The sequence below is a fragment of the Streptomyces sp. NBC_00647 genome (genome assembly GCF_045207245.1).
Classification (GTDB): domain Bacteria; phylum Actinomycetota; class Actinomycetes; order Streptomycetales; family Streptomycetaceae; genus Streptomyces.
In genome coordinates this window covers 3,252,729-3,266,584 of record NZ_CP109040.1, presented here as the reverse complement: position 1 = coordinate 3,266,584, position 13,856 = coordinate 3,252,729, and the positions used below count along the sequence as shown (strand labels likewise).

Genomic DNA, 13,856 nt, shown 5'->3' with positions numbered 1-13,856 from the left:
GCATGACGCAACAGGACCGATCGGAGCAGACCGCCTCGCCGCCGCGGACACCAGAGCGTCGAGTACCCGCCAGGCCGTAGGGTTACGAGCCACATGCACCGGGAGACCGGCGCCGGACGGACACTAGAAGGAAAGAGCGACTGCCCTATGACGGTTCCCCTGCCCGACGCCAAGACTCGCTGGCGCTGTGCCCTCTGCGGCAACCTCACGCGTTTCGACGTGACCCGCTCCTCGAAGGTCGTCGAGTATGTGCACCTCGACCTCGCCGGTGAGCCGAAGGTCGAGGAGCGCGAGGTGGTCAATGAGACCATCGAGTCGGTGCGGTGCCGCTGGTGCAACGCGGTGGATCAGGTCGAACTCGTGGACAGGCCGGGTGCCGGCTCCTGAGGGAGCGGGCCCCGCACGGATATTGGGGTGACGGATGGTGGAGACCACAGGCGGGGAGCCGGACGACGGCACCGCTGAGGTGCTCGACCGTCCGCTGCCCGACGGCGTGCGCCGACGCGTCGTACAGATCGTCTCGGACGGCTTCGGCGGACTGACGGTGGCCGAACTGCCCGTCCAGCTGAGGCAGTACGCCCGGTTCGCGCCGAACCGGCGGGCCAAGTTCGCCGGCAACGCCATGGCCGCCGCCCTGGAGACTGACCCGCTGTTCAGACAGCGCATCGCCGAGAAGCTGAGAGAGGCCCAGCCCGAGATCGTCGGGACCCTCGAATCGGGCGCGCCGCCCCCGGCCGCGGATCCGCTGGACGTGGCGGCCGCGGCCTATGTGCTGCGCCCGGCGGGCTGGGTGAAGCTGGTCACCGCCGCGGGCGAGGAGGCCCTGCGGGCGGACGCGGAGCGCGCCGACGAGGAGAACCGCGCCGAGCTGGAGCGGCTGCGCGAGGAGCTCGAAGAGGCCCGCGGGCAGACGAGGTCCGAGACCGAGCGGCTGCGCGCGGAAGTGGAGTCGGCCAGGAAAGAAGCGGAATCGCTTCACCGCAAGCTGCGCGGTGCCCTCAGTGACGTCAAGCGCGGCGAGGCGGCCCTGCGCAAGCTCCAGGCCGAGACCGACACGGCGAAGGCGGAGGGGCAGGCCCAGGTGTCCGCCGCCGAGAGCGAGACCCGGCGGCTCAAGGCGCGCCTCTCGGAGGCCGAGGCCGCCCTGGAGGCCACGCGCAAGGCGGCGCGTGAGGGGCGCAGTGTCGAGGACATGCGCGTACGGCTGCTGCTCGACACCGTGCTGGACGCGGCCCAGGGTCTGCGCCGGGAACTGGCGCTGCCTCCCGTCTCCGTCCGGCCCGCCGAGACCGTGGACGCGGTCGAGCCGGGACGCATGACGCCGAAGGACATCGCCGCCCGCGCGCTCTCCGAGAACGACCCCGCGATCCTCGACCAGTTGCTCGCGCTGCCCCAGGCGCATCTGGTCGTCGACGGCTACAACGTCACCAAGACCGGCTATCCCCAGATGCCGCTGGAGAAGCAGCGGCTGAGGCTGCTCGGGCAGCTCTCGCAGCTGGCCGCGCAGACCGGCGCCGAGGTCACCTGTGTCTTCGACGGGGCCGAGCTGGCCGCGCCGGTGCTGCTCGCGCCGCCGCGCGGGGTGCGGGTGCTGTTCTCCAAGCCCGGAGTCACGGCGGACGAGCTGATCCGTCAGCTGGTGCGGGCCGAGCCGCCAGGCCGGCCGGTCATCGTCGTCTCGACCGACCGTGAGGTGGCGGACGGCATCGCCAAGGCGGGCGCCCGGCCGGTGGCGTCCGTGGTGCTGCTCAAGCGCTTGTCGCGCGGCTGAGCGACCCCTTTCGCCTTCTATCTCCCTTGCGTTTCCTTTTGCTCGTTTCGTTCCGGGTGATTCCTCCCGTTCGCCCCCTTCCGTGCTTCTTCTCGTGCGCCTTCGGGGTCGTCATCTCCCGCTGCCGGTCCGGGGTTTCGCGTGGACGGCGATCCGGGGCCTAAGTCGCATGAGCCACCTACGTCCCATGCGTAACCTCTGGGCTTGATGACCGAATTGACAGGATCTTCACGCGACGTAGTGTCAAGCGCACATCACTGCAGGTGAGTTGAGTGCAAAGAATGCGCTCCTGACAAAGAATTTTCAGGTTTGGATTTGAACTGATCACAAGTAGGTCACTAGGGTCATGCCTCGAACCTCCAACTAGGGTGATCACTCATGAGGAGTGACGGTGGAGGGGCACCGCCCGTCGGCGTCTTCGGCAGGCGGCTGGAGGAAGAAGGAGCTCGCCTTCGTGGCGTCCCACCGTCGACCCAAGCAGCCGAGCCGCACCCGTGTGACCGTGCTCACCACCGCCGCCGCTGCAGCCGTTGCCCTCAGTGCCAACGTCGCCAATGCCGCGCCGTCCGAGAAGCCCAACAAGGACGAGGTCAAGACCAAGGTCGACAAGCTCTACGAAGAGGCCGAGCAGGCCACGGAGAAGCTCAACGGCGCCAAGGAGAAGCAGGAGAAGCTGCAGAAGCAGATCAGCTCCCTGCAGGACAACGTCGCCCGCGGCCAGGAGGAGCTCAACGAGCTGCGTGACGGCCTCGGTTCGATGGCCAGCGCCCAGTACCGCACCGGTGGCATCGACCCCTCCGTGGCGCTCTTCCTCTCCTCGGACCCGGACGACTACCTGGACAAGGCGTCCGCCATGGACCAGCTGAGCGCTCAGCAGGTCGAGTCGCTCAAGAAGGTCCAGGAGAAGCAGCGTTCGCTCGCGCAGCAGCGTTCCGAGGCCTCCGAGAAGCTCAAGGACCTCGCCGACACGCGGACCGAGCTCGCCAAGAAGAAGAAGGAAGTCCAGGGCAAGCTGGGCGCCGCGCAGAAGCTCCTGAACTCGCTGACGGCGCAGGAGCGGGCCGCGCTCGCGGCGAAGGAGAAGGAGCGGGCGACCCGCGCCAGCGAGCGTGTCGACCTCGGCGGCGCCAAGGCCGCCTCCGGCCGGGCCGGCGCCGCGTTCAGCGCCGCGCAGACCCGGATCGGATCGCCGTACGTCTACGGCGCCACCGGCCCCAGCTCCTTCGACTGCTCCGGCCTCACCTCCTGGGCGTACGCCCAGGCCGGTGTCTCCATACCGCGCACCTCGCAGGCCCAGGCCAACGCGGGCACCCGCATCTACTCGCAGAGCGATCTGCAGGTCGGTGACCTGGTCATCTTCTACGGCGACCAGCACCACGTCGGCCTCTACGCGGGCAACGGCCAGGTGCTGCACGCCCCGCGCACCGGCACGGTCGTCCGGTACGAGTCGATCGGCAACATGCCCTTCCAGTTCGGCGTACGGGTCTGATCCCGCGGGCGGGCCGGAGCTGACTCCGGCCGGCCGCAGAGACCCGTTGCCGCACCGCCCAAACGGGCGAATTGCGACAACTTCCGCTGACCCCGCGCCCCGTCGGTGACCTGCGTCTCCGGCGGGGCGTCACTTTGTGTGCCCGCGGGGGTCTTTGGCCGGTGCGTAGTCGGACGGCTACTCTCTGGCGCGTTTCCCCCGACAGCGGGGGACCGTCAGCGGAGGGAGAGCGGCTACCTGTGGGGTTCCATCGCCGCCTTGAACCGACCGGCTTCGACCGGGGCGCCGGCGCCTTCGGCATCGCCGCCTGCGTGATGTCCGCGGCGGCCGCCGCACTCGGCACCCTGCCCGCCTCGGCGGCACCGCAGGACGACACCCGGGCCGAGGTGGACCGCCTCTACACCCAGGCGGAGAAGGCCACCGAGGCGTTCAACAAGGCCGACGAGCGTGCCGACACGCTGCGCGAGCAGGTCGGCACGGCACAGGACGAGATCGCCCGGCAGCAGGAGCGCATCAACACGATGCGGGACTCGCTCGGTTCGCTCGCCGGGGCGCAGTACCGCTCCGGCGGCCTCGACCCCTCGCTCGCCCTGCTCTTCTCCGACGACCCGGACGACTACCTCGACAAGGCCGCCGCCCTCGACCGGATCACCGCCCACCAGGCCGGCGAACTCAAGGATCTCCAGGTCGCGATGCGCGACCTCGCCCAGAAGCGCGAGGAGGCCGACGGGAAGCTCGCCGAGCTGGAGCGCAGCCGCACGGCGGTCGCCCGGAACAAGCGGGTCGTCGAGGGCAAACTGGCCAAGGCGCGGCAGCTGCTCAACTCGCTGCCGTACGCCGACCGCGCCGCCTACGACCGGGCCTCGCGCTCGGCGCGCGCCGGCATGCCGGACCTCGGGGGCGCCGTCCCGTCCTCGGCGCGGGCGGCCGCCGCCGTCGCCGCGGCCCGCTCGGCGCTCGGCCGTCCCTACGTGTGGGGCGCCAACGGGCCGGGCGGCTTCGACTGTTCGGGCCTCATGCAGTGGTCCTACGCGAAGGCCGGAGTCGGTCTGCCGCGCACCTCGCAGGCTCAGCGGTACGCCGGACGGCAGGTGCCGCTCTCCCAGGCGCAGCCCGGTGACCTGGTCACCTACCGGTCCGACGCCAGCCATGTCGGGATGTACGTGGGCAACGGCCAGGTGATCCACGCGCCCTACCCCGGCGCCCCGGTGCGCTACGACCCGGTCGGGATGATGCCGGTCTCGTCCGTCACCCGGCCCTGACGGAGCGAGGTGACGGGCACCACGCGGAACCGGTGGGCCGGCGCGGGCACCGTACGATCGGGAAGGTGGCTGGTCGAAGGCGTGCGTCGCGAGCGGGACTTTCCCTGGTGCTGCTGCTCGCCGTGCTCGTCGGCTGCGGCGGCCGGGTGTCGTCGGACACCGCCACGGCCGATGTGCAGCGGGTCCTCGACCGGCGCGCGGCCGCGGTCGTGGACCGGGACGAGGCGGCGTTCCGGGCCACCGGGGAGGCGGCCGGCGCCGGAACCGCCTTCGTGAACCTGCGCGACGTGCCGCTGGCGGCCTGGTCCTACCGCCTGAAGGAGCTGCACCGCTCCGGCGACCGGGCCACGGCCCGGGCCGAACTGCGCTACCGCGTCGAGGGCTACGACGCCGCACCGGTCACCGCCGACCGCACCCTGCGCCTGACCCGCGCCGCCGGAGCCTGGCGCGTCGCCTCCGACGAGCCCGCGGGCAAGGCAGGCGACCAGCTGTGGGACCAGGGGGCCGTGACGGCCGTACGGGGTGAGCGCAGCCTCGTGCTCGGGGTCGGACAGCCCGGTGAGCGGCTGCGGTCCTTCGCGGACCTGGCGGACCATGCCGTGCCCGCCGTGTCGGAGGCCTGGGGAAGGGACTGGGCGCGCCACGTCGTCGTCCTCGTACCGAAGTCGCTGGAGGGGATGGCGGGGCTGCTCGGGGCTCCGGCGTCCGGGTACCGGGGGATCGCGGCGGTCACCACCGGCGAGGTGAGCGAAGCGAGACCGGGGTCCTCCCGGCCGGAGGGCGGGGGAGGTTCCGCGAAGGCGCCCGCGGACCGGATCATCGTCAACCCGGACGCGTACGGCGTCCTCGGCGACCTCGGAAAGCAGGTCGTGCTCACCCACGAGACCACGCACGTCGCCACCCGCGCCCACACCACGGCCGCCACTCCGTTGTGGCTCTCCGAGGGGTACGCGGACTGGGTCGGCTACCGCGGCAGCGGGCGGGCGGCCGGGCAGGTCGCGCCGGAGCTGGAGCGCTCCGTGGCCGAGGGGCGTCTCCCCGCCGCGCTGCCCGACGACGGGGACTTCGGGTTCACCGCGGACGCGGGCCGGCTGGCGCAGGCCTACGAGGGCGGCTGGATGGCCTGCCGGCTGATCGCCGACCACTGGGGCGAGGTCCGCCTGAACGACTTCTACCGGGCGGTGGGCGACCACCGGAAGCGGGCCGGAGCGGTCGAGGGCGCGCTGCGGGACGTGCTGCACACGACACCGGAGAAGTTCACCGAGTTGTGGCGGCAGTACCTGAGGGACCAACTCGGCTGACCCGCCGGTCCGTTCATTCCTCGAGCCGGTGGACGGCCTCCGCGAGCCACGTCCGCTCCGCCTCGCCCGTCGCCCGCGCGACCCGCAGCATGCCCTGCCGGAAGAGATCGTCGGCCTCCTCCGCGCGCACCGGCCGGCCGTCCCGGTAGAAGAAGCTCGCCGGGGTCTCCAGGAACTCCTGGCGGCGGCGCAGTACCGCGGCCTGCTCGCGGGGGCTGGCCAGATGGCGCAGGAACGCCAGCAGCGTGTTGAAGCGCACCTGGTCGGTGATCTCGGCCTGCTTGGGGTGGCGCAGCCGCTCCAGGAGGTCCTCACGGCCCTTCTCGGTGAGCGACAGGATGCGCCGCGGGGCCGCGCCGCTGCCGGGCTCGGTGTGCTGGTCGAGCAGGCCCGCGGCGACCAGGCGGGTGATCGCCGGGTAGAGGGCTCCGTCGCTGACCGGACGGACATGGCCGCTGAGGGCCTTGATGCGCTCCTTCAGCTCGTAGCCGTGCAGGGGCTCCTCGTACAGAAAGCCCAGGATCGACAGCTCCAGCATCCGGTCGGCTCCTAGCTCGTGGGTCATCGGGGTACGGCGCGTCTGCCGTACCACCGCTCGGTTCGTGGCTCCCCGCGGGCGGGCTCACGGCACCTTGGTGCTCGCGGACGTCCCGAGTCGGTGTGATCGCGATCCTCCCGCAGTCGTCGTGCTCGCGGTCCTCCCGCCCCTCCGTGCTCGCGGTCCTTCGGCGTCTTCGTGCTTGCGGGCTTCACCTGCCCATGGTACCTCTTATCGAGTTACCTCTAATCGAGGTAATCGTATCGAGGGAGCCCACGTGAACGCCCATCGCAAGCAGCTCATAGCGCTCGCCCACCCCGTCTACCTCTCGCTGCTCGCCTCCGTCGCCGCCGGAATCATCAACACCGTCTGGGTCTCCCGGCTCGGCGGTGACGCCGTGGCCGCCGTGGCCGTCGCGACCAACACCGAGAACGTGCTGCTCGGTGTCGCCCTGGTCTTCGCCTCCGGCACCACCGTCCTGGTCTCGCACGCCCGGGGAGCCCGCGACCCGGGCGCGGTCCGGGCCGCCGTACGCGGAGGCTGGGCGCTGTGCGCCGTGGTCACGCCGGTGATCGCCCTCGGCGGCTACCTGCTGCGCGAGCCGCTGGCCCGGCTGGTGCTCGGCGGCGACGGACGGGCGCTGACCCTCGCCGTCCAGTACTTCGCGATCTCCCTGCCCGGCGTCGCCGTCTTCTTCGCGCAGAACCTCGTCGACGGCATCCTGAAGGGCACCGGCGACACCCGCACCCCGATGCGCCTCGCCCTGCTGGCCAACGGCCTGATCCTCGGCCTCGACCCCTTCCTCATCCACGTGTACGGGGTCCGGGGCGCCGCCGTCTCGACGGTGCTGTGCCGCGGCGTGGCGCTGGCCGTGGGGCTGCGCGCCCTGCGCCGGAACGCACTCCTGTCCGAGGCGGCCACCGCGGTGCCCGCCGAAGCCACCGGCGCCGCTCTGCGCCGCACCCTCACGACCGGGCTGCCCATGTCCGCCGACTTCACGGTGCGGCAGGGCGGCGCGCTGGTGCTCGTCGCGATCGTGGCCCGGCTGGGGACGACGGCCGTCGCGGCGTACGCGATCGCGTACAAGGTCATGTACGTCGCCACCATGGCGTTCTACTCGGTCCGGCAGGCCGCCTCGATCCACACCGCGCACACCCGGGGCGCGGGCCGCGACGAACGGGGCGCCATCGGGCGGCAGGCCGTCCTCGTCTCGGGGGCCGCCGGCCTGCTCGCCGCGGGCCTGCTCGCCGCCCTGGCTCCGTGGATCATGCGGGCCTTCGGCGCCGGCCCCGCGGTCGCCCACGACGGCGTGCTCTTCCTGCGCTGCGTCGGTCCCTACCTGCTGCTGATGGCCTGCTTCATCGCGCTCGGCGGGGTCTTCGAGGGCAGTGGGGGAGCGCCGGTCCTGCTCCGGGTGACGCTGGCCGGTACGGCGGTCCAGCTCCCGCTCGCCCACGTCCTGTCCGGACTGGGGCTCCCCGGGATCTGCCTCGCCCTCCTGCTCTCCATGACGGTTCAGTGCGCCGCCCTGTGGTGGTGGACCGGGCGGGCCGGGCGTCAGGAGGAGGCCAGGGTCTCCTTGGTGCGGGCCGCCTGAGCGGGGAGGGCCCGTGCCGGCTCGGACACCGTGCCCCGCCACAGCACCCGGGCGGCCAGCAGCGCGGCGATCACCAGGAGGCCGTTGCGGATGACGAGGAGGGTGATGCCCAGCGGGGTGCTGCCCACGACGTCCGCGAACCAGACCGGGAACTCCAGCACCGTCACGAAGCACGCGATCAGCACCAGCCAGGCGGGCACCGCCATCCGGCTCGCGCGAAAGCACAGGCAGACGGCGGCGAGCCCGACCAGCCACACCAGGTACTGCGGGCTGATGACCCGGCTGGTGGCCGTGAACATCAGGACGGCGACGAACGCGGCGTCGGCGAGCGTGTGCGTCAGGAACCGCTTGGCGCACAGGCGCCACAGCAGCAGCCAGCCGAAGGCGAGCGAGGTCAGCACCAGGGCCGCGGTGCTCACCAGGTCGACGTAGGGTCCGAGGAACTCCACCGAGCCGTAGTTGAGCAGCACCCGCCCGTTCCAGCCGTGGTGCCGGGCCACGTGGAAGACGAGGGAGCCCAGCGACTCCACCTCGGTGCCGCGGTCACGCTGGGCGGTGAGGAAGCCGAACGCGCCCGGCATCGTCATCCAGAACAGCGCCGCGATCGCTCCCGCCGTCGCCGCGGCCCAGACCCAGGCCCGGCGGCGCACCGCGGCGACCAGCAGCAGCACCGGCCACACCTTGACCATCGCGCCGAAGCCCACGAGCACCCCCATGACCCGGGGATGCCGGGCCCCCGCGAGCAGCGCGGCCACCGCGACGGCCGTCACCATCACGTCGTAGCGGGCGTACACGGTCGGCCCGAGCAGGGGAACGCCGATCACCCAGACCCAGGCGCCGCGCCGCGTCTTGCCGGAGCGCGAGCCCGCGTACAGGAGGAGCCCGAACGCCACCAGGTCGGCGACGAAGGCCAGCACGAAGAAGGCGTGCGGGTAGTCGAGGAACGGCAGCAGGCCGGGGGAGAGGACCGCGAGGGCGGCGGCGGGCGGATACTGCCAGGTCACGTCGTTCAGCGGAAAGCTGCCGTGCCGCAGGACCTCGTACCAGCCGTGGTAGATCACGGAGACGTCGCTGGTGACGTCCGGGCCGGGGAAGACGTACACCTTGGCCACGAAGAGCAGCAGCGCCAGCCTGGTCAGACCCCAGACTCCCAGCAGTGCGGCCAAGCCGAACGGGAACCTCGCGCTCCGTGCCCCCGTCATGCCCTGCCCACCTGGCCCTCTTCGTCCGGATCGAGTGCGTCGCCGCCGTGTTTTTCGCGGAGTCATGATGGCGCGCCGGTCTGTGTGCGAGCCGTCAAGCGCGGCCGTGCGGAGCTGTGAGTATAGATTCGATAGTGTCGAACACGATGCACAAGACCCTGATCGTGACGAACGACTTCCCGCCCCGCCCCGGCGGCATCCAGGCCTTTCTGCACAACATGGCGCTGCGTCTGGACCCCGGACAGCTCGTCGTCTACGCGTCGACGTGGAAGCGCGGCCAGGAGGGTGCCGAGGCGACCGCCGCGTTCGACGCCGAGCAGCCCTTCACCGTCGTACGGGACCGTACGACGATGCTGCTGCCGACGCCGGGCGCCACCCGGCGGGCGGTCGGGCTGCTGCGCGAACACGGCTGTACGTCGGTGTGGTTCGGGGCCGCGGCCCCGCTCGGCCTGATGGCGCCGGCGCTCCGCAGGGCGGGCGCGCGGCGCATCGTGGCGACCACGCACGGCCACGAGGCCGGCTGGGCGCAGCTGCCCGCGGCCCGCACCCTGCTGCGCCGGATCGGTGAGTCCACCGACACGATCACCTACCTCGGGGAGTACACGCGCTCGCGGATCGCCTCCGCGCTGACCCCTGAGGCGGCCGCGCGCATGGTCCAGCTGCCGCCCGGCGTCGACGAGGGGACCTTCCACCCCGGCTCCGGCGGCGACGAGGTCCGGGCCCGGCTCGGTCTCACCGACCGGCCGGTCGTCGTCTGCGTCTCCCGCCTGGTCCCGCGCAAGGGCCAGGACACCCTCGTGCTCGCGATGCCGCGGATCCTGGCCAAGGAGCCGGACGCCGTGCTGCTGATCGTCGGCGGCGGGCCGTACGAGAAGGAACTGCGCAAGCTCGCGCACGACACCGGCGTCGCCGGCTCGGTCCGGTTCACCGGGGCGGTGCCCTGGTCGGAGCTGCCCGCTCACTACGGGGCCGGGGACGTCTTCGCGATGCCGTGCAGGACGCGCAGGGGCGGGCTCGACGTCGAGGGGCTCGGCATCGTGTACCTGGAGGCGTCGGCGACGGGCCTGCCCGTGGTGGCCGGCGACTCGGGCGGCGCGCCCGACGCCGTGCTCGACGGAGAGACGGGCTGGGTCGTGCGCGGCGGCTCCGCAGAGGAGGCGGCCGACCGCATCGTCACCCTGCTCGGCGACTCCGAGCTGCGACGCAGGATGGGCGAACGGGGCCGCGCCTGGGTCGAGGAGAAATGGCGCTGGGACCTCCTGGCCGAGCGTCTGAGAGAGCTGCTCTAGCGTCGGCGGGGGCGCCCGCTGGGGGTGCCTGTCGGCTGCGGCTCGGTGCCTCCCCGTTGTGCCCACGAGGGTGCCGCTCGCCGAGATCTGGCGTCTGCGGGCCGCCATGGGCCGGTCGCGCAGTTCCCCGCGCCCCTGAGCACCCTGACGGGCGCCCGCCAGGGCGCTCAGGGGCGCGGGGAACTGCGCGAGCAACCACGACGAGCCTTCCGCCCGGGACGAACCCCCACTCCCCATGGCGGGAGCCGGAAACCCCCACCCCCACGGCGGGAGCCGGAAACCCCCGCCCCGCGAACGAAGGCGAACGACCCCAGGGACGGAAACGGCTCGGCCCCCTCCAGCGAAGGGGGCCGAGCCGTTGTTCCCGGCCGGGGTGGAACCCTGCCGCTGGGGCGTCAGCCCCGATAGATCGCCTCGATCTCGTTGGCGTAGTCCTTCGCGACCACGTTGCGCTTCAGCTTCAGGGACGGCGTGAGGTGGCCCGACTCCTCGGTGAACTGATGGGCGAGGATGCGGAACTTGCGTACCGACTCCGCCTTGGACACCGCCGCGTTGCCGTCGTCGATCGCGTCCTGGATGGCGGCGATCAGGTCCGCGTCCTCGCTCAGCGACGCCGCGGTCGAGCCGGCCGGCTTCCCGTGCTCCTCGGCCCAGCGGACCAGGAACTCCTCGTCGACCGTGACCAGCGCGCCGACGAACGGGCGCCCGTCGCCGACGACCATGCACTCCGCGACCAGCGCGTGCGCGCGGATCCGGTCCTCGATCACGGCCGGGGCGACGTTCTTGCCGCCCGCGGTGACGATGATCTCCTTCTTGCGGCCGGTGATGCGGAGGTAGCCGTCCTCGTCGAGGGTGCCGATGTCACCGGTGTGGAACCAGCCGTCGGCCAGCGCCTCGGCGGTCGCGCCCTCGTTGTTCCAGTACCCCTTGAACAGGTGCTCGCCGTGCAGCAGCACCTCGCCGTCGTCGGCGATGCGGATCACGGAGCCGGGCAGGGGCTGGCCGACCGTGCCGATCTTCGTGCGGTCCCACGGGTTGAAGGCCGTGGCCGCGCAGGACTCGGTGAGGCCGTAGCCCTCCAGGACCGTGAAGCCGATGCCGCGGAAGAAGTGGCCGAGCCGCTCACCCAGCGGCGCGCCGCCCGAGATCGCGTACTCGCCGCGCCCGCCGAGGACCGCGCGCAGCTTGCTGTAGACGAGCTTGTCGAAGGTCTTGTGCTTGATCTTCAGGGCCAGCGACGGGCCCGAGGGGGTGTCCAGCGCGCGGCTGTACGCGATCGCCGTGTCCGCCGCCTTGTCGAAGATCTTGCCCTTGCCGTCCGCCTGGGCCTTGGCGCGCGCCGAGTTGTAGACCTTCTCGAAGACGCGCGGCACACCGAGGATCAGCGTCGGCCGGAAGGAGGCCAGCTCGTCGGTGAGGTTCTTGATGTCCGGGACACAGCCCAGCTTGATCGGCGCCATCATCGGCGCGACCTGCACGAGCCGCCCGAAGACGTGCGCGAGCGGGAGGAAGAGCAGGACGGAACACTCGCCCGTGCGGAACAGCGGGCGCAGCCGCTCCACGATGTTGCCGCACTCCGCGAAGAAGGCGCGGTGCGTGAGGACGCAGCCCTTCGGCCGGCCGGTGGTTCCGGAGGTGTAGACGATGGTCGCCGGGTCGTCCGCCTTGGCGAGCGAGCTGCGCTCCTCGACGGTGGCGTCGCTTACGTCCTTGCCCAGGCGCCCCAGCTCCTCGACGCCGCCGGCCTCGATCTGCCAGACGTGCTTGAGGGCGGGCAGCCGGTCACGCACCGACTCGACGGAGGCCGCGTGCGTGCTCAGCTCCACGATGCAGGCGGTCGCACCGGAGTCGCCGAGGATCCACTGCACCTGCTCGGCGGAGCTGGTCTCGTACACCGGCACGGTGACCGCGCCGGCGCTCCAGATCGCGAAGTCGAGCAGCGTCCACTCGTAGCGGGTACGGGACATCAGGCCGACCCGGTCACCGGGCTGCACGCCCGAGGCGATCAGGCCCTTGGCCGCGGCACGCACCTCGGCGAGGAAGGTGGTGGCGCTGACGTCCGTCCACGTGCCGCCCACCTTGCGGGCGATGACGGCCACGTCGGGATGCTGCGCGGCGTTTCTACGGACGATATCGGTGAGATTTCCGTCCGCAGGGACCTCGTACAAAGCCGGAAGGCTGAACTCGCGCAAGACTGCTGCTCCTCATAGGGCGCCGACGCCACGACTCTGTGTGATGCGACGGTGCGGTCCAAGGCTCGGGCAGGTACTCAAGAGATCACTTGTTGAATTCCTGAGTACGACTGGACTGCCCGGACGTTACCCGTCGGTATGGCTTCTTCGACAGGGGGTCCCGACGAGATGTTCTATGCGTCACACGTGTTGGCGTTCCTTCGCGCACAGTAGTCCACGCCCTTCCTGACTAGCCAGTAATCGCAGGTCCGGCCGCCTCTGTTCACGTTTGCCGCACAGGCCTACGCTTGATCGTCATGGCATCCACACCGGTCGGTAATCCACGGACGCGCGTCCATGTGGTCAGTGACGTGCACGGCAACGCCCGGGACCTGGCCCGCGCGGGCGACGGCGCCGACGCCCTGATCTGCCTCGGTGACCTGGTCCTCTTCCTCGATTACGCCGACCACGCGCGCGGCATCTTCCCGGATCTGTTCGGCGTGGAGAACGCCGACCGCATCGTCGAGCTGCGCACCGCCCGCCGCTTCGAGGAGGCGCGCGCGTTCGGCGCCCGGCTGTGGGCGGGCATCGGCGCCGACCGGGCCGCCGCCATCGAGAAGGCGGTACGCAAGCAGTACGCCGAGATGTTCTCCGCGTTCCCGACGCCGACGTACGCGACGTACGGCAATGTCGACATGCCGACGCTGTGGTCGGAGTACGCCGGCCCCGGCACCACCGTCCTCGACGGCGAGCGGGTCGAGATCGGCGGCCGGGTCTTCGGTTTCGTCGGCGGGGGGCTGCGGACGCCGATGCGGACGCCGTACGAGATCAGTGACGAGGAGTACGCGGCCAAGATCGAGGCGGTCGGCGAGGTCGACGTGCTGTGCACGCACATCCCGCCGGAGGTGCCGGAGCTGGTCTACGACACCGTGGCGCGCCGCTTCGAGCGCGGTTCCCGCGCGCTGCTGGACGCGATCCGGCGTACGCGCCCCCGGTACGCGCTCTTCGGTCACGTCCACCAGCCCCTTGTCCGCAGGATGCGTGTCGGGGCGACGGAATGCGTGAATGTGGGGCACTTCGCGGGGTCGGGCCGGCCCTGGGTGCTGGAGTGGTGAGCCGGCGGCGGTGCTGAACGGCAGGTGGGGTGACAGTGCCCGTGGTCGTGCGCGGTAGCCTTCACGCTGCACACACGTGCGCACCGACCTCCCTCACCGGACCGCATCTGGAGGAGCCACC

11 protein-coding genes are annotated in these 13,856 nt (G+C 71.6%); 8 read left to right on the top strand and 3 right to left on the bottom strand.

Features of this window, described 5'->3' with window-relative positions; translation table 11 throughout:
- Nucleotides 1-147: 147 nt before the first annotated feature.
- The 5 genes from OG788_RS14420 (at nt 148) to OG788_RS14400 (ending at nt 5,823) form a co-directional block, all read left to right on the top strand.
- A complete protein-coding gene (locus OG788_RS14420; RefSeq protein ID WP_351539939.1) occupies nt 148-387 on the top strand; it encodes a hypothetical protein in 240 nt (79 codons plus the stop codon).
- A 34-nt stretch (nt 388-421) separates the two neighbouring features.
- Nucleotides 422-1,771, top strand: a complete 1,350-nt coding sequence (locus OG788_RS14415; RefSeq protein ID WP_406371159.1) for an NYN domain-containing protein — start codon at nt 422-424, stop codon at nt 1,769-1,771.
- Between the two features lie 454 nt (nt 1,772-2,225).
- A complete protein-coding gene (locus OG788_RS14410; protein WP_351539945.1) occupies nt 2,226-3,260 on the top strand; it encodes an NlpC/P60 family protein in 1,035 nt (344 codons plus the stop codon).
- 239 nt (nt 3,261-3,499) lie between these two features.
- A complete protein-coding gene (locus tag OG788_RS14405) occupies nt 3,500-4,522 on the top strand; it encodes an NlpC/P60 family protein (protein ID WP_406371157.1) in 1,023 nt (340 codons plus the stop codon).
- 65 nt (nt 4,523-4,587) lie between these two features.
- Nucleotides 4,588-5,823: a hypothetical protein gene (locus OG788_RS14400; protein WP_406371156.1), complete on the top strand. Its 1,236-nt coding sequence runs from the start codon at nt 4,588-4,590 to the stop codon at nt 5,821-5,823.
- A 13-nt stretch (nt 5,824-5,836) separates the two neighbouring features.
- Here the strand turns inward: OG788_RS14400 and OG788_RS14395 are convergent, their stop codons facing one another.
- A complete protein-coding gene (locus OG788_RS14395; RefSeq protein ID WP_406376747.1) occupies nt 5,837-6,361 on the bottom strand; it encodes a PadR family transcriptional regulator in 525 nt (174 codons plus the stop codon).
- Between the two features lie 277 nt (nt 6,362-6,638).
- Between OG788_RS14395 and OG788_RS14390 the strand changes: the two genes are divergently transcribed.
- Nucleotides 6,639-7,958: an MATE family efflux transporter gene (locus tag OG788_RS14390; RefSeq protein ID WP_406371154.1), complete on the top strand. Its 1,320-nt coding sequence runs from the start codon at nt 6,639-6,641 to the stop codon at nt 7,956-7,958.
- Here OG788_RS14390 and OG788_RS14385 read toward each other — a convergent pair.
- Nucleotides 7,919-9,160 carry a glycosyltransferase 87 family protein gene (locus OG788_RS14385; RefSeq protein WP_406371152.1) on the bottom strand — a complete coding sequence of 414 codons (1,242 nt, stop codon included), beginning with the start codon at nt 9,158-9,160 and terminating at the stop codon, nt 7,919-7,921. The genes OG788_RS14390 and OG788_RS14385 overlap by 40 nt on opposite strands.
- Before the next feature lie 146 nt (nt 9,161-9,306).
- Here OG788_RS14385 and OG788_RS14380 point away from each other — a divergent pair, with 146 nt between their 5' ends.
- On the top strand, nt 9,307-10,449 hold the full coding sequence (locus OG788_RS14380) for a glycosyltransferase family 4 protein (protein WP_351540283.1): 1,143 nt from the start codon (nt 9,307-9,309) through the stop codon (nt 10,447-10,449).
- A gap of 395 nt (nt 10,450-10,844) precedes the next feature.
- Here the strand turns inward: OG788_RS14380 and OG788_RS14375 are convergent, their stop codons facing one another.
- Nucleotides 10,845-12,641 (bottom strand): AMP-dependent synthetase/ligase, encoded by a 1,797-nt coding sequence (locus OG788_RS14375; protein WP_351539963.1) that lies wholly within the window; start codon nt 12,639-12,641, stop codon nt 10,845-10,847.
- A 296-nt stretch (nt 12,642-12,937) separates the two neighbouring features.
- On the opposite strand from OG788_RS14375, the gene OG788_RS14370 reads away from it, so the two are divergent.
- Entirely contained in the window at nt 12,938-13,735 is a 798-nt protein-coding gene (locus OG788_RS14370; protein ID WP_351539966.1) for a metallophosphoesterase, read from the top strand.
- Nucleotides 13,736-13,856 lie beyond the last annotated feature (121 nt).

What these genes read in the sequence shown, in the direction of transcription:
- OG788_RS14370 (WP_351539966.1), top strand. Translation starts at nt 12,938, where the DNA reads ATGGCATCCACACCGGTCGGTAATCCACGGACGCGCGTCCATGTGGTC.
- OG788_RS14420 (WP_351539939.1), top strand. Translation starts at nt 148, where the DNA reads ATGACGGTTCCCCTGCCCGACGCCAAGACTCGCTGGCGCTGTGCCCTC.
- OG788_RS14380 (WP_351540283.1), top strand. Translation starts at nt 9,307, where the DNA reads ATGCACAAGACCCTGATCGTGACGAACGACTTCCCGCCCCGCCCCGGC.
- OG788_RS14385 (WP_406371152.1), bottom strand. Translation starts at nt 9,160, where the DNA reads ATGACGGGGGCACGGAGCGCGAGGTTCCCGTTCGGCTTGGCCGCACTG.
- OG788_RS14395 (WP_406376747.1), bottom strand. Translation starts at nt 6,361, where the DNA reads ATGCTGGAGCTGTCGATCCTGGGCTTTCTGTACGAGGAGCCCCTGCAC.
- OG788_RS14415 (WP_406371159.1), top strand. Translation starts at nt 422, where the DNA reads ATGGTGGAGACCACAGGCGGGGAGCCGGACGACGGCACCGCTGAGGTG.